This is a genomic window from Falsirhodobacter halotolerans, assembly GCF_022899245.1.
Lineage (GTDB): Bacteria > Pseudomonadota > Alphaproteobacteria > Rhodobacterales > Rhodobacteraceae > Falsirhodobacter > Falsirhodobacter halotolerans.
Map to the genome: position 1 here is coordinate 2,553,541 of NZ_JALJAZ010000001.1, position 23,261 is coordinate 2,576,801.

The 23,261-nt window shown below is 66.3% G+C and carries 22 protein-coding genes and 2 pseudogenes; 9 read left to right on the plus strand and 15 right to left on the minus strand.

Going from position 1 to position 23,261, the window contains the following annotated elements; genetic code table 11:
* Nucleotides 1-15: 15 nt before the first annotated feature.
* The 4 genes from mnmG to hemJ all read right to left on the minus strand — a co-directional run bounded on the left by mnmG (nt 16) and on the right by hemJ (nt 5,021).
* Nucleotides 16-1,872 carry a tRNA uridine-5-carboxymethylaminomethyl(34) synthesis enzyme MnmG gene (gene mnmG / locus MU449_RS13310; protein ID WP_244738863.1) on the minus strand — a complete coding sequence of 619 codons (1,857 nt, stop codon included), beginning with the start codon at nt 1,870-1,872 and terminating at the stop codon, nt 16-18.
* Nucleotides 1,873-1,882: 10 nt separating this feature from the next.
* Nucleotides 1,883-3,151, minus strand: a complete 1,269-nt coding sequence (gene mnmE / locus MU449_RS13315; protein ID WP_244738865.1) for a tRNA uridine-5-carboxymethylaminomethyl(34) synthesis GTPase MnmE — start codon at nt 3,149-3,151, stop codon at nt 1,883-1,885.
* A 15-nt stretch (nt 3,152-3,166) separates the two neighbouring features.
* Entirely contained in the window at nt 3,167-4,453 is a 1,287-nt protein-coding gene (rho, locus tag MU449_RS13320) for a transcription termination factor Rho (RefSeq protein ID WP_244738867.1), read from the minus strand.
* A gap of 130 nt (nt 4,454-4,583) precedes the next feature.
* A complete protein-coding gene (gene hemJ, locus MU449_RS13325) occupies nt 4,584-5,021 on the minus strand; it encodes a protoporphyrinogen oxidase HemJ (protein ID WP_244738869.1) in 438 nt (145 codons plus the stop codon).
* 402 nt (nt 5,022-5,423) lie between these two features.
* On the opposite strand from hemJ, the gene MU449_RS13330 reads away from it, so the two are divergent.
* Genes MU449_RS13330 through dnaQ form a run of 4 tightly spaced genes read left to right on the plus strand, consistent with a single transcriptional unit; the run spans nt 5,424 to nt 8,101 of the window.
* The gene (locus tag MU449_RS13330; protein WP_244738870.1) at nt 5,424-6,017 is read left to right on the plus strand and encodes a Maf family protein; all 594 of its coding nucleotides are present in this window, start codon (nt 5,424-5,426) and stop codon (nt 6,015-6,017) included.
* Nucleotides 6,014-6,844 (plus strand): shikimate dehydrogenase, encoded by an 831-nt coding sequence (locus MU449_RS13335; RefSeq protein ID WP_244738871.1) that lies wholly within the window; start codon nt 6,014-6,016, stop codon nt 6,842-6,844. Before MU449_RS13330 ends, MU449_RS13335 begins: the two co-directional genes overlap by 4 nt.
* Nucleotides 6,841-7,419 (plus strand): dephospho-CoA kinase, encoded by a 579-nt coding sequence (coaE, locus tag MU449_RS13340; RefSeq protein ID WP_280517663.1) that lies wholly within the window; start codon nt 6,841-6,843, stop codon nt 7,417-7,419. The genes MU449_RS13335 and coaE overlap by 4 nt, the downstream gene beginning before the upstream one ends.
* Nucleotides 7,412-8,101: a DNA polymerase III subunit epsilon gene (gene dnaQ / locus MU449_RS13345; protein ID WP_244738873.1), complete on the plus strand. Its 690-nt coding sequence runs from the start codon at nt 7,412-7,414 to the stop codon at nt 8,099-8,101. The genes coaE and dnaQ overlap by 8 nt, the downstream gene beginning before the upstream one ends.
* 1 nt (nt 8,102) lies before the next feature.
* Here dnaQ and secB read toward each other — a convergent pair whose 3' ends face one another.
* Together secB and MU449_RS13355 are read right to left on the minus strand one after the other, a co-directional pair.
* The gene (secB, locus tag MU449_RS13350; protein WP_244738874.1) at nt 8,103-8,624 is read right to left on the minus strand and encodes a protein-export chaperone SecB; all 522 of its coding nucleotides are present in this window, start codon (nt 8,622-8,624) and stop codon (nt 8,103-8,105) included.
* A 43-nt stretch (nt 8,625-8,667) separates the two neighbouring features.
* Nucleotides 8,668-9,120, minus strand: a complete 453-nt coding sequence (locus tag MU449_RS13355; protein ID WP_244738875.1) for an FxsA family protein — start codon at nt 9,118-9,120, stop codon at nt 8,668-8,670.
* A 111-nt stretch (nt 9,121-9,231) separates the two neighbouring features.
* On the opposite strand from MU449_RS13355, the gene MU449_RS13360 reads away from it, so the two are divergent.
* Genes MU449_RS13360 through MU449_RS13375 form a run of 4 tightly spaced genes read left to right on the plus strand, consistent with a single transcriptional unit; the run spans nt 9,232 to nt 11,881 of the window.
* Complete coding sequence (locus MU449_RS13360; RefSeq protein ID WP_244738877.1) at nt 9,232-9,891, plus strand: Tim44/TimA family putative adaptor protein; 660 nt, start codon at nt 9,232-9,234, stop codon at nt 9,889-9,891.
* Nucleotides 9,888-10,823 carry a murein transglycosylase A gene (gene mltA / locus MU449_RS13365; protein ID WP_244738878.1) on the plus strand — a complete coding sequence of 312 codons (936 nt, stop codon included), beginning with the start codon at nt 9,888-9,890 and terminating at the stop codon, nt 10,821-10,823. The genes MU449_RS13360 and mltA overlap by 4 nt, the downstream gene beginning before the upstream one ends.
* A complete protein-coding gene (locus MU449_RS13370) occupies nt 10,820-11,398 on the plus strand; it encodes a Smr/MutS family protein (RefSeq protein ID WP_244738879.1) in 579 nt (192 codons plus the stop codon). The genes mltA and MU449_RS13370 overlap by 4 nt, the downstream gene beginning before the upstream one ends.
* 3 nt (nt 11,399-11,401) lie before the next feature.
* Nucleotides 11,402-11,881 (plus strand): DUF2938 domain-containing protein, encoded by a 480-nt coding sequence (locus MU449_RS13375; protein WP_244738880.1) that lies wholly within the window; start codon nt 11,402-11,404, stop codon nt 11,879-11,881.
* Here the strand turns inward: MU449_RS13375 and hslU are convergent.
* Nucleotides 11,869-13,167, minus strand: a complete 1,299-nt coding sequence (hslU, locus tag MU449_RS13380; RefSeq protein ID WP_244738881.1) for an ATP-dependent protease ATPase subunit HslU — start codon at nt 13,165-13,167, stop codon at nt 11,869-11,871. The two genes, MU449_RS13375 and hslU, sit on opposite strands and share 13 nt — an antisense overlap.
* Nucleotides 13,168-13,243: 76 nt before the next feature.
* Between hslU and MU449_RS13385 the strand changes: the two genes are divergently transcribed.
* Nucleotides 13,244-13,726 carry a pyridoxamine 5'-phosphate oxidase family protein gene (locus tag MU449_RS13385; RefSeq protein ID WP_244738882.1) on the plus strand — a complete coding sequence of 161 codons (483 nt, stop codon included), beginning with the start codon at nt 13,244-13,246 and terminating at the stop codon, nt 13,724-13,726.
* A 4-nt stretch (nt 13,727-13,730) separates the two neighbouring features.
* On the opposite strand, the gene hslV is transcribed toward MU449_RS13385, so the two are convergent.
* The 8 genes and pseudogenes from hslV to MU449_RS13425 all read right to left on the minus strand — a co-directional run.
* Entirely contained in the window at nt 13,731-14,291 is a 561-nt protein-coding gene (gene hslV / locus MU449_RS13390; protein WP_244738883.1) for an ATP-dependent protease subunit HslV, read from the minus strand.
* A gap of 106 nt (nt 14,292-14,397) precedes the next feature.
* Complete coding sequence (trxA, locus tag MU449_RS13395; protein ID WP_244738885.1) at nt 14,398-14,718, minus strand: thioredoxin; 321 nt, start codon at nt 14,716-14,718, stop codon at nt 14,398-14,400.
* A gap of 23 nt (nt 14,719-14,741) precedes the next feature.
* Nucleotides 14,742-18,035 (minus strand): double-strand break repair helicase AddA, encoded by a 3,294-nt coding sequence (addA, locus tag MU449_RS13400; RefSeq protein WP_244738886.1) that lies wholly within the window; start codon nt 18,033-18,035, stop codon nt 14,742-14,744.
* Nucleotides 18,019-20,928 (minus strand): double-strand break repair protein AddB, encoded by a 2,910-nt coding sequence (addB, locus tag MU449_RS13405; RefSeq protein ID WP_244738890.1) that lies wholly within the window; start codon nt 20,926-20,928, stop codon nt 18,019-18,021. Before addB ends, addA begins: the two co-directional genes overlap by 17 nt.
* The gene (locus MU449_RS13410; protein ID WP_244738891.1) at nt 20,921-21,592 is read right to left on the minus strand and encodes a nucleotidyltransferase family protein; all 672 of its coding nucleotides are present in this window, start codon (nt 21,590-21,592) and stop codon (nt 20,921-20,923) included. The genes addB and MU449_RS13410 overlap by 8 nt, the downstream gene beginning before the upstream one ends.
* Nucleotides 21,580-22,560: an aminoglycoside phosphotransferase family protein gene (locus MU449_RS13415; RefSeq protein ID WP_244739086.1), complete on the minus strand. Its 981-nt coding sequence runs from the start codon at nt 22,558-22,560 to the stop codon at nt 21,580-21,582. Before MU449_RS13415 ends, MU449_RS13410 begins: the two co-directional genes overlap by 13 nt.
* Nucleotides 22,561-22,584: 24 nt before the next feature.
* Nucleotides 22,585-22,989: pseudogene (tsaE, locus tag MU449_RS13420) on the minus strand (tRNA (adenosine(37)-N6)-threonylcarbamoyltransferase complex ATPase subunit type 1 TsaE); the annotation flags it as partial.
* A 39-nt stretch (nt 22,990-23,028) separates the two neighbouring features.
* Nucleotides 23,029-23,261 (minus strand): annotated as a pseudogene (locus MU449_RS13425) (PAS-domain containing protein); the annotation flags it as partial.

Consider the following 23,261-nt stretch of genomic DNA (forward strand, 5'->3'; position numbering starts at 1 on the left):
TTTCACGTGAAACACTCACGCCGCCTTGTCCCGGATACGAAGATGGCTGAGGATCAGCAGAAGCGCGGAAGGGGTCATTCCCTCCATCGCCTTCGCTTTGGCTATATTCTCGGGCCGAAAATGCTCCAGTTTCGACCTCAACTCATTTGACAGACCACTGATGCGACCATAGTCGATATCGTTCGGGATACCTTTTTGCATGTCCTTCGCCAGCGCAGCAATGCCGTCGGCCTGACGATCCCCATATTGAGCGTAGCGCGCATCCGTGATGACTTGCTGACGCAGGTCGGGAGAGAGCTCTGCAAAGGAGGGGACATCCTTATGCAGCGCATCGGTGTTCACGCCATCTATTCCAACAACCGCAAAGCCGGACCTTTTAACACCGTCTTGGCTGACGGCAATTCCGATGTTGAGCAGCGCCTGCGGTGAAAATGTTATTGCGGCCAAATCCTTGGTCGCATTTTCCAAAGCCTCCGACTTCTGACGATAGGCGGATGCCCGTTGTGACCGAACAACACCCAAGTCACACCCCTTCCCGGTCAAACGCTGATCTGCGTTGTCGGCGCGAAGGCTCAGACGATACTCGGCTCGTGATGTAAACATTCTGTACGGTTCGGTTACCCCGACGCTTGTCAGATCATCGACCATGACACCGATATAACTCTCAGCGCGTGAGAAGATAACGGAGCCGTTCCCCCGCCCCTGCGACGCCGCATTCATACCCGCAAGCAAGCCTTGGGCTGCGGCTTCTTCGTATCCGGTCGTGCCGTTGATCTGACCGGCGAGATACAGGCCCGCGATCTGTTTCAACTCCAGCGTTGACTTCAAACTCCGAGGATCGAAGTAGTCGTATTCAATCGCGTATCCGGGCTGAAGAATCTCGACATTTTCAAGCCCCTCAATCGATCTCACATACTTCTCCTGAACCTCGGCGGGAAGGGAAGTGGATATTCCGTTGGGATAGACGGTATCGTCGTCCAAACCTTCCGGTTCCAGAAATATCTGATGAGACGATTTATCGGAGAACCTGACGATTTTGTCTTCGATTGACGGGCAATACCGCGGCCCGACCCCCTCGATGAATCCCCCGTACATTGCGGACCGGTTAAGGTTGGCACGAACAATATCATGCGTGCGTTCATTCGTGTGGGTGATCCCGCAGGCAATTTGGCGCGCCACGGGCCCTTTGGACAGAAACGACATCATCACCGGCTCGATGTCACCTTCCTGACGCTCCAAGGATGCCCAATCGATGGTTTTTCCGTTCAGTCGTGGTGGGGTACCTGTCTTAAGCCGCCCCGTGTCCAAGCCTAGGCGAGCAAGCTGCATGGCAAGCTTTTGCGAGGGAAGATCACCCATGCGGCCGCCGGTCTGACGCTTATCACCAATATGGATGACCCCATTAAGGAACGTTCCAGCGGTCAGGATAACCGAAGGCGCGATAATATCTGAGCCATCGGCAAGCCGAACTCCCCTGACTCGCTCACCTTCGAACAAGAGGCTCGCGACCTCCCCTGCCAAGCGCTCAAGATTCTGAGTGCATTCCAACGCGGATTGAACGGCCGCCCTGTACAAACGACGATCCGCCTGAACACGCGGGCCCTGAACCGCAGCGCCCTTGCGACGATTGAGCAATCGATACTGGATCCCTGCTTTGTCCGCAGCGACACCCATGATCCCATCCAAGGCGTCAATCTCACGTACCAAATGCCCCTTCCCCAAGCCACCTATGGCGGGATTGCAGGACATGACGCCGAAATTGTCCAAACTCATGGAAATTAGAAGAGTGCTGCTGCCCATGCGAGCAGCCGCCGCCGCCGCTTCCACGCCAGCATGTCCGCCGCCCACAACGATCACATCATAATGTTTCACGTGAAACACCCTACTTACCAATGCAGAAACTTAGGAAAATCTCATCAAGCAGATTTTCAACATTAACATGTCCGATCAGGCTGTCCAACGCCAAGGTCGCCTGCCGTAACGTCATGGCCCCAATCTCAGGACTTTGTGAACACCAGTCGCCCGTCAAGGCGTTGAGCTCGGTCAAGGCCACCGTCAGCGCCGTGCGGTGCCGAACATGCGTGATCGTGGCAACGTTGGCACTCACGTCGGCCAAGATCCGTGAGATGTCGGTTATCAGTCGGTCAACGCCCTGCCCCGTCAGACCGGAAACACCGTCCGACTGATCCACGTCCGCTTTCGCCCGAACCACGATATCGATTGGCAACGGTTGAAGGCCAAGCGGCTGACCATCGTCCAAAAACACCCGCAGGTCCGCGCGGCCCGCGCGTTCGATCGCACGCTCAATTCCAATTCTCTCGACGTGATCATTTGCCACACGCAGTCCGGCCGTATCCAGAAACGTCACCGGAAGGCCGGACAAGGTCATCCGAACCTCGATGATATCCCGTGTCGTGCCAGCGATATCGGACGTAATTGCCGCCTCCCTGCCAGCTAACCTATTCAAAAGAGTAGATTTTCCAGAATTCGGCGCCCCTATGATCGCCACCTCATACCCATCCCGGATACGTTCTGCCGCGAAGGATCCGTCGATCTCCTGTTGCAGCTCCGTCCGAACCTGGTTGATGAGGTCGGTGACCTCCGGGGTCACATCGACCGGGACATCCTCATCCGCGAAGTCAATGGTGGCCTCCACCAAGGCCGCCGCCCGGATCAGCTTGCGGCGCCATTCGTCGGCCTTTTGCCCGATGGCACCCGAGAGCACACGAAGCGCCTGCTTTCGCTGAGCCTCGGTCTCCGCGTCGATCAGATCGGCAAGCCCTTCCACTTGCGTCAGGTCCAGCCGGCCGTTGTCCAAGGCACGGCGGGTGAATTCCCCGGCCTCGGCCAGACGCAGGCCCGGTTGACGGGCCAGCGCATCCAGAACGGCGGCCGTGATCGCAATGCTGCCGTGGATATGCAGTTCGGCCACATCTTCGCCGGTGAAGCTCGCCCCCTTCTCGAACAGAAGCACCACCGCCTCGTCCAGAAAAAGATCCCCGTCATACAGGCGGCGCAATGCCGCCCAACGTGGAACCGGCAGCGCGACATTCATCGCCTGCACGGCTGCGAAGGCCTTGGGACCTGACAGACGGATGACCGCGATCCCGGCCCGCCCCCGGGCCGTGGCGAGGGCGAAGATCGTATCCATCCGTCCAGCCTCCCGTCAGGTGTTCATCGAATCGAAGAAATCCGAGTTCGACTTGGTCTGTTTCAGTTTCGAAATCAGGAATTCGATCGCGTCCGTGGTGCCCATCGGGTTCAGAATGCGGCGCAGGACATAGGTTTTCTGCAGATCCGTCTTCTCGACCAGCAGATCCTCTTTCCGCGTGCCCGATTTCAGGATGTCCATCGCCGGGAAGACGCGCTTGTCGGCCACCTTGCGATCCAGCACGATCTCGGAGTTGCCGGTGCCCTTGAACTCCTCGAAGATCACCTCGTCCATGCGGCTTCCGGTGTCGATCAACGCGGTGGCGATGATGGTCAGCGACCCGCCCTCCTCGATGTTGCGGGCGGCGCCGAAGAAGCGTTTGGGGCGTTGCAGCGCGTTGGCGTCCACACCTCCCGTCAAAACCTTGCCGGAGGACGGCACGACGGTGTTGAACGCGCGGCCCAGGCGGGTGATCGAATCCAGAAGGATGACCACGTCACGCTTGTGTTCCACAAGACGCTTGGCCTTCTCGATCACCATCTCGGCCACGGCCACGTGGCGCGTCGCCGGCTCGTCGAAGGTTGAGGAGACGACCTCCCCCTTCACCGACCGCTGCATGTCCGTCACCTCTTCGGGACGTTCGTCGATCAGCAGCACGATCAGATAGCATTCGGGATGGTTCGTCTCGATGCTGTGGGCGATGTTCTGCAACAGAACCGTCTTGCCCGTTCGCGGCGGTGCCACGATCAACGCCCGCTGCCCCTTCCCGATCGGCGACACCAGGTCGATGATGCGGGCGGAGCGGTCCTTCACCGTCGGATCCTCGACCTCCATCTTCAGCCGCTCGTCGGGATAAAGCGGGGTCAGGTTGTCGAAATGCACCTTGTGGCGGGCATTCTCGGTCGTGTCGAAGTTGATCTTCTGCACCTTGGTCAGGCAGAAATACCGCTCATTCTCGCTTGGCGCCTTGATGACGCCCTCGACCGTGTCGCCGGTGCGCAGGCTGAACTGGCGGATCATGTCGGGGCTGACATAGATGTCGTCGGGGCCGGACAGATAGTTCGCCTCGGGGCTGCGCAGGAAGCCGAATCCGTCCTGCAGCACCTCCAGCACGCCGTCGCCGCCGATTTCCCAGCCTTCCTCGGCATGTTCTTTCAAAAGCGAGAACATCATCTCGCCCTTGCGCATGGAGGGGGCGTTCTCGATTTCCCACTCCTCGGCCATGGCCAGAAGGTCGGCCGGCGTCTTGGCCTTCAGATCGGACAGGTTCAGGCGTTCAATGGAAACGGGGGTATCGGTCATACGGGGGAATACATCGATGTTGGGGCGCATTGCCGAAAATGGCAGGCCGCGGTCACGTCGGAATGGAAAGAGCGACAGGCCGGACGGCCCCGCTGGCCGCGTTCCTATGCCCTTGCCGCCCCCGAGTCAACTAGAACCGCACGATGACCGAGATCACGATCACCACCATCAGCAGCGTCGGCACCTCGTTCATGATGCGATAGGTGCGGCCCGTCAGGCGGTTGCGCCCCAATTCGAAATCCCGCCGCCGCGCGGCCAGCCACCCGTGAAAGCCGGTCATCCCCAGAACCGCCGCCGCCTTGGTCCAGGGCCAGACCTGCCCCCAATCGACGATCCCCGGCGTGAAGACCAGGCACAGCCCGAACACCCAGGTGGCGATCATCGCCGGGTTGATGATGGCGCGCAGCAACCGCCGCTCCATCGTCTGGAACAGCGCTTCGGGCACGTCATTCTCGGCATGATAGACGTAAAGCCGCGGCAGATAGAACAGCCCCGCCATCCACGCGATGACCGCGATCACGTGAAACGCCTTGATCCAGGGATAGGCGGCGAACAACAGGTCGGTCATCGGGCATCCTTCAAATAAAATAAGAATAGAGAAAGAAAGGATGATGATGAAGTAGGGGCATGGGATAACTGAATCCAGCGCGTGTTCCACAGCCCTTTGCGGACATTTCCAGACTGGGGACAATCATCGGGATGTCACCCTGATCCCTCACGGCTTCACCCAATCCAGCTTGAAAAAAACTTACAGAAATCGCCTGTGAATAAAATGGGGGAAAGTGATGGATGCCATGGGGGTGCCCCGCTTGTCCACAGGTCGGATATGCGCCCACGCACAGGTGGATAACAGGCCCCGGAAGCTTGACTTGAGGGCGGGGTTATCCCACACCTCGCAGACCGGGAAATTTTCCCAAGAGGCGATCCTCCCGATTCGACCCTGATTCCTCCACAGATTCGCCCCGCCACAATGCGCCTTATTCTTGCCACATCCTCCGCCACCCGCTGCCAGCTTTTGCGTCAGGCCGGCATTGCGTTCGACGCCCTGCCCGCGCGGGTGGATGAAAAATCCATTCGCCTTGCGCTGCAGGCCGAAGACGCCCATCCCCGCGACGTGGCCGACACGCTGGCCGAGATGAAGGCCCGCAAGATTGCGGACCGCCATCCCGACACGCGGGTTCTGGGATGCGATCAGGTTCTGGCCATGGATCGCACCGTGTTCGCCAAGCCCGAAACCAAGGAGGAAGCGCGCGATCAACTCGCCACCCTTGCCGGGCGCAGCCACATGCTGATCTCGGCCATCGTCGCCTATGAGAACGCCCGCCCCGTCTGGCGCCATGTTGCCGAGGCGAAGCTGACCATGCGCCCGCTGTCGGATGCCTATCTGGACGATTACCTTGCGCGGAACTGGGACAGCGTGCGCCATTCCGTCGGCGGCTACAAACTGGAGGAGGAGGGCGTGCGCCTGTTCACCGAGATACGCGGCGATCATTTCACCATTCTGGGCCTGCCGATGCTGCCGCTTCTGGCCTGGCTGGGGCAACGGGGGGCGATCGCGACATGACCGACCGCATTCCGCTGGCCGGCGTCATCGGCCATCCCATCGCCCACAGCCGGTCGCCCCGCCTGCATGGATACTGGCTGAACCGCTATGACCTGAAGGGGCATTACGTGCCCATGGATGTCGGTGGCAACGATCTGGCCGGGGTGTTGCGGCACCTGCCGAAGGCGGGATTCGTCGGCGTCAACATCACCATCCCGCACAAGGAGGCGGTGCTGAAGATCGCCGATGTGGTGACCGACCGCGCCGCCCTGATCGGGGCGGCGAACACGCTGACCTTCCTGCCCGACGGACGCATCTATGCCGACAACACCGACGGCACGGGGTTCATCGCCAACCTGCGCCAGAACGCGCCCGAATGGCAGCCGAAGGCCGGCCCCGCGGCGGTGATCGGCGCCGGGGGCGCCGCACGGGCCATCGTCGCTGCGCTGATTGAGGCGGGCGTGCCGGAGATCCGCATCGCCAACCGCACCCGCGCCCGCGCCGAAGGGCTGCGCCATGATTTCGGCCCCCGCGTCGTGGTTCAGGACTGGATCCAGGCGGCCAACATGCTGGAGGATGCGACGACCGTCGTGAACACCTCCTCGCTCGGGATGGCGGGCAAGCCGGATTTCCGCATCCCGCTGGACGCGCTGTCGCCCACGGCCACGGTGACGGACATCGTCTATACCCCCCTTCGCACCACTCTGCTGGACGAAGCCGCCGCCATGGGCTGCGTCACGGTGGACGGCCTTGGTATGCTCTTGCATCAGGCCGCCCCGGGGTTCGAACGGTGGTTCGGCAAAACGCCCGAGGTGGACGAGGCCACCCGCGCCTTCGTTTTGGGATGATCCGCCTCGGCCTCACCGGGTCCATCGGCATGGGCAAAAGCACCACGGCGGCGATGTTCCGGGATGCGGGCGTGCCGGTCTGGGATGCGGATGCCGCCGTCCATCGCCTCTATGCCCCGGGGGGTGCGGCGGTCGGGCCGATGCGGGCGGCCTTTCCGCAGGCGGTGACCGATCACGTGGACCGCGCGGCCCTGCGCGCCCGGATCGCGCAGGACCCTGCGGCGCTGCCCCGGATCGAAGCCATCGTGCATCCTTTGGTCGCCGCCGACCGTGCGGCCTTTGCCCCGCCCGGCGATCTGGCCGTGTTCGACATCCCCCTTCTGTTCGAAAACGGCACCGAGGGGGCGTTCGACGCGACCCTGCTTGTCACCGCGCCGCCTGCCCTGCAACGCGCCCGCGTTCTGGCGCGCCCGCATATGACGCCGGACCATTTCGCGGCCATGATGGCGCGCCAGATGCCCGATGCGGACAAACGCGCCCGCGCCACCCATATCATCGAGACGCTGGACCTTGACGCCACCCGCGCGCAGGTCCACGCCCTCATCGCCTATCACCGGAGCCTGCCCCATGCGTGAGATCGTCCTCGACACCGAAACCACCGGCCTTGACCCCTTCACCGGCGACCGGATCGTGGAGATCGGGGGGGTGGAGCTGTTCAACCACATGCCCACGGGCCGCACCTATCACCAATACATCAACCCCGAGCGCAACATGCCCGCCGAGGCGTTCGAGGTGCATGGCATTTCCGAGGATTTCCTGCGCGACAAACCGGTCTTCGCAAAAATCGGGCGCGAGTTCGTGGAGTTTGTGGGCGATGCGAAACTGGTCATCCACAATGCCAGCTTCGACATGAAGTTCCTGAATTTCGAATTGTCGCGCATGGGGCTGGCGGAATTGCCGATGGCGCAGGCCGTGGACAGTCTGGCCATCGCACGGCGGCGGTTTCCCGGCTCTCCGGCTTCGCTGGACGCGCTGTGCCGCCGGTTCGGCATCGACAATTCATCACGCACGAAACACGGCGCGCTTCTGGACAGCGAGATTCTGGCCGAAGTCTATCTGGAACTGATCGGCGGACGGCAGCCCGATCTGGTCCTGTCGCAGGCGCAAACCGCCAGGACGGACCTTGCGGACCAGACATGGCGGCCCCGTCCCCGGGCCACCCCCTTGCCCCCTCGCCTGACCGAGGCCGAAGCCGCGGCCCATGCGGCCTTCGTGGACAAGATGGGCGAGGCGGCGATCTGGCGCCGCCGGGGCTGACTTACGACACGGTCGTGGGCGTTTCCGGTGCGGCCGCCTGCGCCTGTGCGCGCCGCTGCAACTCTGCACGATAGAGTTTCACGAAGTCGATATTGTCGATGTTCAGCGGCGGGAACCCCCCATCGCGCGTCACGTCCGAAATGATCCGGCGCACGAACGGAAACAGCAGGCGCGGGCATTCGATCAGCAGGAACGGATGAAGCTGTTCCTCCGACACGCCTTCCACCTGAAACAGCCCGCCGTAATCCAGTTCCAGAAGAAACAGGGTATCGCCGCCGTTGCGGTTCTTGGACGTGACCTTGTATTTGCAGATCACTTCGAATTGCCCGGCCTGACCGCGTTTGCGGGCATCCAGGCTGACCTGAACCTGAATGTCGGGCTGCACGTCCGCGCCGCCAAGGCCCTTCTGGGCGACCATGTTCTCAAACGACATGTCGCGCACATATTGGGCCAGCGCCTGCATCTTGGGGGCTGCGGCCTGGGTCGGCTGTTCGGGTGGAGTGGCGCCGTTGGTGTCGGTCATGAAATTCTCCTCGTGGACGTTGCCAAGGGTTCTAGCAGCAAGATCAGTGGCGGGTCCATGCCGAAGGCGGCTGATGCGTCGGCCGGGTGGGGCCCTCGCCCGCATCCAGATCGACGAAGTCGCCATCGATCGTGGTGGGGCGCTGCGGCGCGTCGGGCATGACCACCCTGATCCGCTTGGCGATGCGCGCGATCACCAGCTTGCGCACGGGGGGCAGCAGCAGCAAAAGCCCCAGCGTGTCGGTCAGAAAGCCCGGCAGGATCAGGAACACCCCGGCCATCACCAGAAGGGCCTTGTGCGCCAGGGGCGACATCGGGTCTTCCTGCATCCGCCGCATCTGCGCAGCCCCCCCTTGGGCGCGGATCAGGGCCATGCCCCCGATCCCGGTCGCAAGGATGACAAGCAGCGTCGGACCCAGCCCGATGGCCGCCCCCACCGTGACGAACAACGAGATTTCGATGATCGGAAGGGCGATCAGTAGGGCAAAAAGCCACATGCGGGCATTCCTTTCTTTGGCGGGGCAAGAGTGGACTCGGACGGTTTGGATGCCTACATAAGGGCATCGGGGTCAAAACCCAAATCCGTCCGGCCCATCCGAGGTTTCTGCATGAGCTCTGCCACTTTGATCCAGCTTCTTGTCCTTGCGGCGATCGCCGTGTTCCTGATCCTGAAGCTGCGGTCGGTTCTTGGCACGCGCGAAGGGTTCGAAAAGCCCCCCCTGCAACCGGGTGAGCGGGAGGCGGTTGTGAGCGGCCCCGCCCCCGTGGCCGAGGAGGACAGCCGCGACATCACCGATCATGTTCCCGAAGGCTCCGACAGCGCCCGCGCGCTGATGGCGATGAAACGGGCCGAGCCGTCTTTTTCCCTGTCGGAATTCCTGGGCGGCGCCCGCGGCGCGTATGAGATGATCCTCGTCGCGTTCGACAAGGGCGACATGTCGGAGGTGCGGGGCTTCATCGCCCCCGATGTCCTTGCCGCCTTCGAAGAGGCGATCGCCACCCGCCGCGATCAGGGGCTGGTAGTGGACAGCAAGATCATCGGCATCCGCGAGGTGGCGGTGAACGAGGCGACCTTCCTGACCGACAGCCGCATCGCCGAAATCACCGTCCGCTTCCAGGCCGAGATGACCACCGTGGTCACAAATGCCGCCGGCGATATCGTGGAAGGAAGCGAAACCGACATGCGCCGCCAGCGCGATGTCTGGACCTTCCAGCGGGCCATGGGCGCCGACGATCCGAACTGGCGGCTCGTCGCGACGGGGGAATGATCCGCGCCCTGGCGCTGCTGGCGGGCCTTTCCCCCGCCGCCGCGCAGGACCTTGCCACCTATGACGGATGGGCCGCCGAGGATCCTCGGGCGGCCCTTGCCGTATTCGCGGCGGGATGCGACCGCATGGACGCCACATGGGACGCGGTCTGCGCCACCGCCCACACCGCCCCGGACGCCCGCGCCTTCTTTCAGACCGCCTTCACCGCCACGCCCGTGGATGCGGACACGCTGTTCACCGCCTATTACGAACCCGAACTCGCCGCCGCGCCCCGCCGGACCGAACGGTTCACGCAGGCGATCTATGCCTTGCCGCCCGAAGGCCCGCCCCGTATCCCCCGCGCACAGATGGAGGCGGCGCTGGCCGGGCGCGGTCTGGAAATCGCCTGGGTCGAAGATGCGGCGGAGGCATTCTTTCTTCAGGTTCAGGGCTCGGGCCGTCTGAAGATGGCGGACGGGCGCGTCCTGCGCGTGGGCTATGCGGGCAAGAACGGGCTCGACTACCGCTCCATCGGCCGCGAAATGGTGCGGCGCGGGGCGATGACGGTGCAACAGGCCACCGCCCCCGCGTTGAAGGACTGGATCCGTGCCAACCCCGCCGAGGGGATCGCGCTGATGAACCACAATCCGTCCTTCGTCTTCTTCCAGCCGCTGGACCTGCCGGAGGACGCGGGTCCCATCGGCACGATGGGCCTGCCGCTGACCGCGCACCGGTCGCTGGCCGTCGATCCATCCATCATCCCCCTTGGCGCGCCGGTGCTGGTGCAGGTGGGCGGCACGACCCGCCTTTTCATCGCGCAGGACACGGGCAGCGCGATCACCGGCCCCGCCCGCGCCGACATCTTCATGGGCAGCGGCGGCCCCGATCTGGGCGACGCCGCAGGCCGCATGGCGCAGCGGGGCCGCATGACCCTTCTTCGGCCCGCATCATGAGCCGCCGCCGCCGCACCCTGCGCCCCGAAGAGGAAGAGCTGTGGGCCGCCGTCGCCCGCACGGCGCAGGCGATGCACCCCGTCCGCCGCATCCCCCTGCCGACCGCCGATCCCGCACCCGTCCCGCCCCGCCCATCGCTGCTGGCGGCCTTTACCGTGGGTGCGAAAGCCACCGCCACCCGCCCGCACGATCTGGCGCCCACCGTGTCCGAACGGCTGGCCACGGCACCCCTTGCGATGGACGCGCGCCAGTTCACCCGCATGTCGCGCGGGCGACTGGCGCCGGAGTCGCGAATCGACCTGCACGGCATGACCATGGCCGAGGCGCATCCCGAACTGGTGCATTTCATCCTGGATGCGCATCGGCGGGGCCATCGGCTGGTGCTGGTCATCACCGGCAAGGGCAAGCGGCGGGACGACGGGGGCCCTATCCCCGTGCGCACCGGCATCCTGCGCCATCAGGTGCCGATGTGGCTGCGCCTGCCCCCCCTCGGCCCCGTCGTGCAGCAGGTGGCCGAGGCCCATGCCAAACACGGCGGTGCGGGCGCGATGTATGTCTATCTGCGGCGGGGGTGAGCGATGGAGCTTCTGACGGCCAGCGTGGTGATCGGCACCGTCGCCACGGCGATCTTCGATCTGTGGGGGCTTCTGATCGCCCGCCTGCGGGGTGCGCCCGCCCCGCGATGGGACATGGCGGGCCGCTGGTTCGGTCATATGGCTCATGGCCGGTTCCGACACCGCGACATGGACCATGCCCACCCCATTCCGGCGGAATCCGCCATTGGGTGGGCCGTGCATTACCTGATCGGCATCCTTTATGCCGCGGCAATCCCGCTCATATGGGGCCGCGGCTGGCTGGACGCGCCCACCTTTGGTCCGGCGCTTATCGTCGGCGTCGTCACCATCGGGGCCGGATGGTTCCTGATGTCGCCCGGCATGGGCAACGGCATCGCCGCCAGCAAAACCCCCGCGCCATGGGTGGCACGGGGGTTGGGTCTGGCCGCCCATGTCGTTTTCGGGGCGGGTCTGTGGATCGGGGCGCTGATCTACAGCATGTAGCGTGAGACGTCGGTGCTGCGGGCCAGCGATCCCAGATGCGCCTCGACATAGGCGGCATCGACCGCCAGCGCCTCTCCCCCCTTGTCGGGGGCGGTGAAGGACAACTCCTCGAACACCCGCTCGATCACGGTGTAAAGCCGGCGCGCGCCGATATTCTCGACCGAGCCGTTCACCTCTGCCGCGATCCGCGCCAGGGCGGCAATGCCGTCCTCGGTGAACGTCACGTCCACCCCTTCGGTCGCCATCAGCGCGGAATACTGGCGGGTCAGGGCATTGTCGGTATCGGTCAGGATGCGGACGAAATCCCCTTCGGTCAGGGCCTGCAACTCCACCCGGATGGGCAGGCGGCCCTGAAGTTCGGGCAGCAGGTCGGACGGTTTGGCCACATGAAACGCGCCCGAGGCGATGAACAGGATGTGGTCCGTCTTGACCGCCCCGTGCTTGGTGGACACGGTCGTCCCCTCGATCAGGGGCAGAAGATCGCGCTGCACCCCCTCGCGGCTGACATCGCCTGAGCGGTTGTCGGTGCGGGCGCAGACCTTGTCGATCTCGTCGATGAAGACGATGCCGTTCTGCTGCACCGCCTCCAAGGCCGCGGCCTTGACCGCTTCGTCGTCCAACAGCTTGTCGGCCTCGTCGTTCATCAGGACGTCGTGGCTCTCGGACACGGTCATCTTCTTCTTCGTCGTGCGCCCGCCAAGCGCCTTGCCGAAGATATCGCCCAACTGCATCATGCCGGGCTGCTGGCCCGGAATGTCCATGTTGCCCAGCGGGTTGGAGGTGTCGCGCACCTCGATCTCGATGACATGGGCGTCCAACTCGCCCGCCTTCAGGCGCTGGCGGAACATTTCGCGCGTCTGCTCACGCGCGTCCTTGCCGGCGATCGCCTCGATCACCCGGTCTTCGGCGGCGCGGGCGGCGCGGGATTTCACATCCTCGCGCATCCATTCGCGCGTCTCGATCATCGCGGCATCCACCAGATCACGAACGATGCTTTCCACGTCGCGCCCGACATAGCCGACTTCGGTGAACTTCGTCGCCTCCACCTTCAGGAACGGCGCGCGGGCCAGTTTCGCCAAGCGGCGGCTGATCTCCGTCTTGCCGACGCCGGTCGGCCCGATCATCAGGATGTTCTTGGGATAGACCTCGTCGCGCAGCTCCGGTCCCAGCTGCTTGCGCCGCCAGCGGTTGCGCAGCGCCACGGCCACGGCCCGTTTGGCATCGCGTTGGCCGATGATGAAACGGTCCAGCTCGCTCACGATCTCGCGGGGGGTGAGGTCAGTCATCGTATCTCCTTCACGCCGCACATGGAACATTCGCCACGGGCGTTTCGTTGGTCTGAAAATCAATGGAGGAAGCGTCATGCCGACACCGGCAGAACTTGAAAAGAAACTGTGGAAAGCCTTGGACGACCACGCGACGGTGTTTCTGGGCCTGTCCAACGCGGAACATGGCCACGCCCGCCCGATGACCGTCATCACCGATGGCGACAACCGGACGCTGTGGATCTTCACCACCAAGACGAACGACATGGTCGAACACGCCCATGCGGGCAGCGCGGCCTTCGCCCATTACGCGTCCAAGGGGCATGACCTTTGGGCCTGCATCCACGGCAACGTGTCGATCACCGATGACCGGGCAACCATCGACCGTCTGTGGAACAGCCACATCGCCGCGTGGTATGATGGCAAGGACGACCCCAAGATCGCCCTGATCCGCTTCGATCCCGACCATGCCGAGATCTGGGAGGACAGCTCCAGCCTGATCGCGGGCGTGAAGACCGCCCTTGGCCTCTCGGACCCCAAAAGCGACGCCCAAGGCAAGAAGGCCACCGTCCAGTTGTAAGCCGTCAGGGGCGGGCAATGCGTTCCACCGTCAGATTGCCGTTGGTGTAAACGCAGATGTCCGCCGCGATGGCCATTGCCTGCCGGGCGATCCCCTCGGCAGGCAGATCCGTGGCCATCAGGCCCCGTGCCGCCGCAAGGGCGAAGTTGCCGCCCGATCCGATGGCCGCCACATCATGCTCCGGCTCCAGCACGTCGCCCGCGCCGGTGATGATCAGCAGTTCGGTCCCGTCGCTGACGATCAGCATGGCTTCCAGCTTCTGAAGATACTTGTCCGTCCGCCAGTCCTTCGCCAGTTCCACACTGGCCCGTGCCAACTGGCCGGGAAAGGATTCAAGCTTCTTTTCCAGACGTTCCAGAAGGGTGAAAGCGTCGGCGGTCGATCCGGCGAACCCCGCGATCACGTCGCGCCCGCCGGGGGACAGACGGCGGACCTTGCGGGCCGTGCCCTTGATGACGGTCGGTCCAAGGCTGACCTGCCCGTCGCCCGCGATCACCACCTCGTCACCCCGCCGCACGCCGATGATGGTTGTGCCGTGCCAGCCGGGAAAATCTTTGTCGGACATTTGGGTCTCCTGTCTGCGTCTTGCCCGCTATATGGCGGCGACGCATCTGCGCCTCAACCCGTGGGGGGAGGCATCGGCGAAAAGGGCGCCCGAAGGCGCCGCAGTTTCAGATCTCGCTCTTGATCCAGTTGGCAAGCGCGGCCTTCGGCGCGGCCCCGATCTTGTTCGACACGGCCTCGCCGCCCTTGAACATGAACAGGGCAGGGATGCCGCGCACACCCAGTTCGGACGGGGTGACGGGGTTCTGGTCGACATTGACCTTCACGATCTTCACCTTGCCTTCGTATTCGGCCGAAAGTTCTTCCAGCGCCGGGCCGATCTGGCGGCAGGGGCCGCACCATTCGGCCCAGAAATCGACGACGACGGGAATGTCCGACTGACGCACTTCGGCGTCGAAGGTGGCATCGGTAACGGCAACGGTGGCCATGGGCGTTCTCCTGAATTTATTGTTCACGACGTAGGTATGCCGCCCGCAGCCGTCAAGGCGCGGGCCAGCGCCGCCGATGTCAGGCGGTCGGGCAGGGGCATCAGCGCCCCGGTCCGCGTCCAGAGGATGGCCGTTTCGACACCCCGGTCGGGATAGATCGCGGCCAGCGCCCGGGCATAGGCCCCCATCTGGCGCAGCAGGCCTTCGGGCACCTGATCGGGCGTGGCGGGCACGGTGGCATTGGTCTTGAAATCCACCGCAAGCACGCGGTCCGGCATGACGATCAGACGGTCGATCACCCCCATCATCGGGGTGCCGTCCAGATCGGCGGTCACCGTCACCTCGGCCAGGGTATCGGCGGCAAAGACGCCCTGATGCGCGGCCAGAACCGCCTCCACCTCGGCCATGAGGGGGGCCGTGTCTGTGTCGGGCAGCAGGCGGGTGGCGGTGGCCGCGCGATCCTCGGCCTGCGGCAGATGTTCCAAGAGCAGATGCAGATGGGTGCCGCGCAGCTTGGCGGCCTCCTCCTCCAACCCTTCGCCCGGCAAGGCCTTCGCCCCGCCAAGGTCGGACGGGGACAAGGGGGGCAGCGCATGGGGCGGGATATGCGCCGGAACGCGGGCCCAGTTGGGCAGGGGGGCGATCATGGGCACCGTCTCTGTCGCCCCCGGCGCGGGGTCGGGCCAGATGCCCCCCTCCAGCCGCAAGCCGCCCTGCCACGGGACCGCGCCCGCCGCCTCCATCCCCCGCCGGATGCGGTTGTACCAGTTGCCCTCATCCGCGACCTTGCCCGCCGCCGCCGCGATCAGCCAGCATTGCGCACGGGTCAGCGCAACATACAGGAGCCGCAGCGATTCCGCCTTCGACGCCTCCGCCCGGTCGGCCAGCGTCGCGGCCAGCGTCGGCGGTGCCTCGGCAACGCTCGCTTTCCAAAGCGCGGGGCCCTCCGGCATCGGGATCAGGTCGGCCCGGTCGCGCACCGGATGATCGGCCAGATCGGGTAGGATGACGATCGGCGCCTCCAGCCCCTTGGCGCCATGCACGGTCATCACGCGGATCATCCGCCCCGCCCCGTCCATGCGCCGTTTCACCTCCACCTCGTCCGAGGTCAGCCAGCTCAGGAACCCCGTCAGGCTGGGCACGTCGGTGCGTTCATAGGCCATGGCCTGCGACAGCAGTTCGTCGATTCCATCCTCCGCCTCGGCCCCCAGCCGCGCCAGAAGGCGGCGGCGGCCGTCATGGCGGGTCAGCATCCGTTCGATCAGGTCATAGGGGCGCAGGAAATCGGCGTGGTTGCGCATGTCCCCCAGCACCGCCACCGCCGGATCGTCGGTCCCGCGCAGCACGGCCCAGAGATAGCCCGTCCGCCCATGCGCCAGCCGGAACAGCGCATCCTCCGACCAGCCGAACAGCGGCGATTTCAACAGGGCGGCCAGCGACAGGTCATCCTCGGGCGTGGCCAGAAAAGCCAGAAGGGCGGTCAGATCCTTCACCGCCAGTTCGGCCGCCAGTTTCAGCCGGTCGGCCCCGGCGATGGGAAGCCCCGCCGCCTTGCAGGCGCGGATCAGCGGGTTGAACACCCCGCCGCGCCCCCGGACGAGGATCAGGAAATCCCCAGCATGGCAGGGCCGCATCCCGCCGCCCTCGGGGATCTGCACCCCCTGCTCGATCATCCGGGCGATCCGACGGGCGATCTGGCTGGCCAGCCGCGCGTGATGGTGTTCGTCGGAAATCAGGTCGACCGGGCGGGACCAGTCCTCGTCCTCGGGCGTGTCGGAGGGGTCGATGACCGGCCACAGGTCCACCCGCCCCGGAATGTCGCGAAAGGCGATGTGGTGCATCGCGCCGCCCACGGCCTGCGGCGGGGCGTCGGCAAAGGTCCGGTCCACCAGATCCAGCACGACCGAGGACGACCGGAACGAATGTTCCAGCTGCAGATCCTGCAAGGCTACGCCCGCCCCGTCCAGCCGCGCGGCGAAATGGGTCTTCATCCGGTCGAACGCCGCCACATCCGCCCCCTGGAAGGAGTAGATCGACTGCTTCTTGTCGCCGACGACGAAGATCGTCCGCTCCACGTCCCGCGCGCCTTCCCCGGCCGAGAATTCCTGCGCGAGACGCTCGATCACCTGCCATTGCTGGGGCGAGGTGTCCTGCGCCTCGTCCACCAGGATGTGGTCGATCCCGCCATCCAGCCGGAACAACACCCATTCGGCCACCGAAGGGTCGTTGAGCAGCGCGCCCGTGCGCCGGATCAGGTCGTCGAAATCCAGCCAGCCGCGCGCGGATTTGCGCCGGTCGTATTCGGGCAGGAACACGGCGGCAAAGGCGTGCAGCGCGCGGCTGCGCTCGGCCACACGCAAGGCCAGCCGCAGGGGGCGGGCGGTTTCCACGCGGCGCATCAGGTCTTCCAGACGATCCTGCAAGGGCCCAAGGGTGGCGCGCGTGCCTTTGGTGGGGAAGGTCCCGACCTTGGCGGTGAACGGACCCGCCTTTTCGGCTTTTGCGCCGTTCAGCAGCACCCCCTCCAGTTCCGCCAGCGCCGCCATGTCAGGTGCGGCGATCCGCAGACGGGGCGCGGCCTTCACCTCGGTCGCCGATCCCGCCGCCAGCAAATTGGCGATCTGGCCCAGCCACTCCGCCTCGCCGCCCAGAAACACGTCCGCCAACAGGGTGTCCGCCGTCACGCCCTCCGGCAGGCCCGCCGCCGCCGCGACATCGCCGCCGAACCCGTCGCGCGTGGCGGCGATCTGGTCGGTCAGCCGCTCGAAATCCTCGCCCGTCCAGCTGCGGGCCAGACCGGCCACGGCCTCGGGGGCCAGACGGTCGGCCATATCCTCGACGATTTCGGCGCGCAGCAGGCGGGCGGCGCGATCGTCCATTTCGGTGAATTGCGGCGACACCCCCGCCTCCAGCGGAAACCGCCGCAGAAGCGAGGCGCAGAACGAATGGATCGTCTGGATGCGCAGGCCCCCAGGCGTCTCAATCGCGCGGGCGAACAGGCGGCGGGCGCGGGCCAGCGTATCGGGCGCGGGGGTCGGCACGCCAAGCGCGGTCAGCGCGGCGGCCAGCGGCCCATCCTCCAGCATCGCCCATTCGCCAAGGCGGCGGAACAGGCGGTTCTGCATCTCGGTCGCGGCCGCCTTGGTATAGGTCAGGCACAGGACGCGCTGCGGCGCGACCCCGTCCAGAAGCAGCCGCGCCACGCGGTCGGTCAGCACACGGGTCTTGCCCGATCCCGCATTGGCCGACAGCCAGGTGGAGGCGTCGGGCCGCGCGGCGGTGATCTGGCGGCGGGTGGCGTCATCCATGGCCGACATCCTCGGGCTGCGACGGGTCCTGCATCTCCCATTCGCCGAAACGGGCCAGATGGTCGTAATCCTGCGACAGGCGCGATTCGAACAGCGCGCGGCGCGAGGTGTAGCCCTGTTCGGCATGGGCATAACGGCCGATCAGGGCATGCAGCTTCTCGCGCTCCTGCCCCAGGAATTCGTCCGTGATCTCGGTCGCCTCGATCTTGGGATTGGTGCCCAGACCGATATAGCTGACCCGCGCCACCTCGGAAGGACCGAAGGCAAAGCCGCCCTCCGCCGCGATCAGCGCCGTCAGCGACAATTGCTTGTCATAGACGGCCTGCTGTTTCGCCGTGGGGGGCGTGCCGGTCTTGTAGTCGATGATGTGCAGCCGCCCGTCCGACAGCCGGTCGATCCGGTCGGGCCGCGCGGTCAGCGTGAAATCAAGGCCGGTCAGCGTCATCCGCCCCCGGTCGCGGTCCAGCACCAGCGGCGTGCCGTCGCCCGCGTTCTGATCCAGAAAGAAATCCGCCGCCCGGTCCATCCGCGCCGCCCAAAGGGCGCGGGCGGCGGGCCATGGCACCAGATCGTCCAGCACGCGGTCGGTGGTGGCCGACAGGCGGGCGCGAGCGTCCTTGCGCGTTGCGTCCGGCCCTTCGCGCACGAAGATTTCCAGTATCTTGTGCAGCACCTCGCCCCGCAACCGTGCGTCGGGCGTGTGCCGCAGCGGGTCCAGGGGAAAGAGGCTCAGGATGCTGCGGGCATAGACGGCATAAGGGTCGCGGATCAGCCGCGCGATGGCGGTGACGGGCAGTTCGCGCGGGCGCGCGGCCACCGGCGGGCGGGGGGCGGGGCGGTGCGCCGGGGGCATGGGGGCATCGGGCGCATCCACCCGTTCGGCCATGTCCAGCCAGACGTCGCCGCGCGCCTGCATGGCGCGCAACGCCTGCGGCCCGTGGTTCGCGGGCAGCCCGCTCATCAGGTTCTGCATCCGGTTCAGCCAGCGCGACGGCACGGTTTCGGCCTCGGCATCGCGCACCGATCGGGTCAGGATCACTTCGGGCGCGGCGATGGCCTGCTGGTAGTCATGCGCCGACAGGCCGATCTGGCGTTCGGGCAGAAGCAGCCCCGCATCCAGCCGCATCTGGCGGTTCAGCCACGGGTCGGGCGTGGGCATCGCGGGCCAGATGCCATCGTTCAGACCGCCGAGGATCATCAGATCCGCGCCCTGCACCCGCGCCTCCAGCGTGCCCCAGATCATGATGCCGGGATGGGACTGCACCGGCTCGCGCACCTCGCCGCGCGCAAGGACGCTGTCGAACAGATCGACGTAATCGGCGGGGGACATCGGATGCCCCTCGTCCTGCCCCGCCTCGCGCTCCAGATCGGACAGGCGGGAGAGCGCCTCGGCCCCCGCCGCATTCGCCCACAGATCGCCACTGCCCGTCTGCCCCGGCCCGGCGGCAAGGGCGGACAGAACGGTCAGATGATGTTCCAGATGCGCCGCCAGATCGCGCGGGCCGACCGTGTCGAGCCCCTCCAGCGTTGTGCCGATCCAGGCCGCCCAAGCCTCGACCCCCTCCTCGTCCCGCGCGCGGGCCCAAGCCAGAAGGCCGTCGGCATCGGGAAAGGCCGGGCCTTTCCGGCGCAGGGTCAGTTCCAGTTCGCGCGTCCAGCGTAGGTGGTTGCCGCGATCGGCCCCGGTGGCGGCCAGCGGGTGCTTCAGCAGGATCAGCAGGGTTTCGGGCGTCAGGCGCTGCCCCATCAGGCGGGCGACATGGCGCATCAGCCGCCCCGGCGCGGATTGCGCCAAGGGCGTGCCCGCGGAATCGTCGGGCCGGATGCCCCAGCGGTCCAGCGCCGCCGTCACCTGCCGCGTCAGGTTCCGGTCGGGAGAGATCAGCGCCGCGCGCCGCCCCTCTTCCGCCGCGCGCCGCAGGACAAGGGCGATGGCCAGCGCCTCCGCCCGGGGGCGCGGCGCCTCGATCAGGGTCATGGCGGCGGTGGCGGTGCGCAGATCGCCAAGGGTCGGCCCTTCGGCCAGCCATTGATCCGTCACCGGCGCGGGGCGCAGCGACAGCGACACCAGCCGGTTGCGGGCGGCGGCCACGGGCGCATCGCCCGTCCACGGGCGCACGGCGGCGGGCGACAGGCCAAGATCGGTCAGCAAACGATGAAAGCGGTATTGCGGATGATCCTCGGCGGTCATCGCGTCGGACAGGCTGTCCCATACGTCCAGCGGCAGGTCGGTGTCGAACCCCGGCAGGATCAGCACCCCCTGTTCCAACCCGGCGACCGCCCGCATGAAGAGCGCGGTCGTGCCGCGCGACCCGGTGGAGCCTGCGACGATCACCGGCCCCGGTGGGGGATGCACCCGCCACCGATGCGCCAGCGCCAGCGCCGCCAGACGTTCCCGCCCCGTGGCGTCCGGCTCCCCCTCCATCAGCGGGGCGACGATGTTCAGGAACGCCTGCGTGCGCGCCCAATGCGCCGAATGATGCGAGACATCCAAGGCCGCGATCGCCTCGGCGGGCACGTCTTCCTGCTGCATCTCGCCCATCAGCTCGGCCAGACTGTCGGCCAGATCGAACAGGGCCGCGCGGGGGGCAAGGTCGGGCTGCACCGCCAAAAGCGCGGTGATCAGGCGCGCCAGTTCCAGCCGCCGCCGCAACGGCGGAACCGCATCGGGCAGGTCGGGCGTCAGGGCCGCGAGATCGCCCAGCAGGTGGATGCGCGGCAGAAACCCCGCGCCTTGGGCCACGAACAACTCCACCACCCGCCGCCGCATCCGCGCGGTGTTCAGGAACAGGGTGACGCGGGCCATCGCCTCGGGCGGCTGATCCGCCATGCGGGCGCGCAGGCCGGCGACCACGGCGGCGGGAAAATCGACGCCAAGGGGGACATGACAGACCTCACCCATGAAGCAGCGCCTCGGCCAAGGGGATCGCCTCGGGGTAACCGACGTCGCACCAGCCGCCATCATGCACGATGCCGTGCAGCCGCCCTTCCGCGATCATCCCGTCCCACAGACGGTTCATGGAAAAGGCGGCGTCGGGAATGGCGTGCAGGCCGTCGGGTTTCACGATCTGCGCCCCAAGATAGACGTCGCCCGCCTGCCCCCGCGCCCGGGTCAGCCGCGCGCCGTCGCGCAGGAAATCGCCCGTGCCTTTGTGGCCGGTGGCGCAGGGCGCGGGCAGCAGCAGCAAAAGCCCGTCCATGCGCTTGGGATCCCAGGCGGCCATAAGCTTGGACAGCGGGTTCGCCCCGGTCCAGACGGCATCGGTGTTCAGCGTCATCACCGGTCCCGGGCCCAGAAGAGGCAGGGCCGCGCGCAGCCCGCCGCCGGTTTCAAGAAGCGTATCCTCGTGCGAGATGACGATGTCCTTGGGCAGATGGGCCCGCAGCGGCTCCGGCTTGTAATGGGTGTTGGCGACGATGCGGGTGATGCCCGCCCCCCGCGCCAGGTCCAGCGCGTGATCGACCAGCGGTCGACCCGCCACGGAGATCATCGGTTTCGGGCGATCGGCGGTCAACACGCCCATGCGGGTGCCCTTGCCGGCGGCGAACAGCATCAGGGGCGGCATCGGGCGATCCTGTCCAGAATGTCGGGCGTGGGGGCGGGCAGGTCCAGAAGGGCGGCCACCTCGGCCAGCGCGGGATGGGTCAGGTTGCGTTGGACATGGCCCCAGACGCGGGGGATCAGCGCAAGATAGCGGGGCTTGCCCCCTTCCACCGCCAATCGGGCGAAGATGCCAAGGATCCGCAGGTTCCGCTGCAGGCCCAGAACGGCGTATTCGGCGCGAAAGGCGAGGGTGGGGTCGAAATGGCGCAGGACGGCCTCCTCGGTGGCGGGGGGCACGTCGCGGCGGGCGTCCTGCAGCAGGGAGACCAGATCATACCCCCGCTGCCCCATCTGCGCGAGTTGGAAATCCAGAAGCCCCACCTGCGCCACGCCCGCGCGATCCGGCAGCCAAAGCAGGTTTTCCGCGTGATAGTCGCGCAGGATCATCACGCGCGGGCCATCGGCATGGGCCGTCAGCGCGCGGGTCAGGGCGGCGCATACGGCATCCGCATCGCCCGCCTCGCCCAAGGCATGGCGGCGATAGCTGTCGAAGGCGGGGGCGATGGCCATGGCCCAATCGGCGGCGCGCAGATCCGGCAGGCCATGGGGCGCGGGGGCGCGGTGCAGATGGGCCAGGACATCGACGGCGGCGGTATAAAGGGCGATCTCATCCGCGCCCTGATCCAGCTCGCGGGCATAAAGGGCGTCGCCCAGATCCTCCAGCAGCAGGAACCCTCGGGCAAGATCCTCGGCCAGAATGTCGGGGGCGGACAGGCCCAGACCCCGCAGGTGCCGCGCGACCGCCACGAACTCCGCCGGATCGTCGCCGGTGCGGGGCGGCGCGTCCATCAGCACCGCCGTGGCCCCGTCTTGGGTCAGCCGTTCGTATCGGCGGGCCGAGGCGTCGCCCGCCAGAGGGGCGCGGGCCGCATCGCCCCATCCCGCCGCCTTCAGCAGCGCCAGCGACTGTTGGTGGCGCAGACGGTCCAGAAGAACGGGCGGGCCGGTCAGGGTGGCCAGCCGCCCCTCGCCCTCGGCCGTCAGGGCAAGATGCAGCGCGTCCGTCGGGGCCAGATCGCCCAACCGGTCGGGCCATTCGATCAGGGTGATCGCCGTCTCCATCGCCTCGGTCAGGCCCAGTTCTATCGCCTCGTCGGGGTGGGACAGGCGATAAAGGTCGGCGTGCCAGAGATCGGGTTCGCCGTCATAGGTCTGGACCAGCGTGAAGGTGGGGGAGGGGATGTCGCGTTCGCCTGTGCGGGCCCGGATCAGCGCACGGGCCAGATGGGTCTTGCCCATGCCGATCCCGCCGGTCAGCAGCAAGCAATCGCCCGGCATCAGGATCGCGGCCAGATCGCGCCCCAGACGGGCGGTGTCGTCTTCGGTGGCCAGGGGCAGGAAAAGCGTGTGCGGCGTCATCGCGCCAAGATGACGCCCCCCCGCCCGACGCGCAAGAGGTCAGGCCATGGCTTTGGCGCGGGACGGGCGCCGCACCCCGTCCACCATCCGAAACCCGACCAGCGTGGCGCCGCCGGCCAGCCGGTCGAACCGGCAGTGCAGAGGCCGTCCGTCCAGAAGATGCACCTGCCCGCTTCCGCCGCGCCGGGGCCCGAAGGTGGTGGCGAAATCCTCGATCTCGGCCCAAAGGGGGGTGGGGGCGCTTCCGTCCTGCCAGCGGGCGCAGAGCGTGC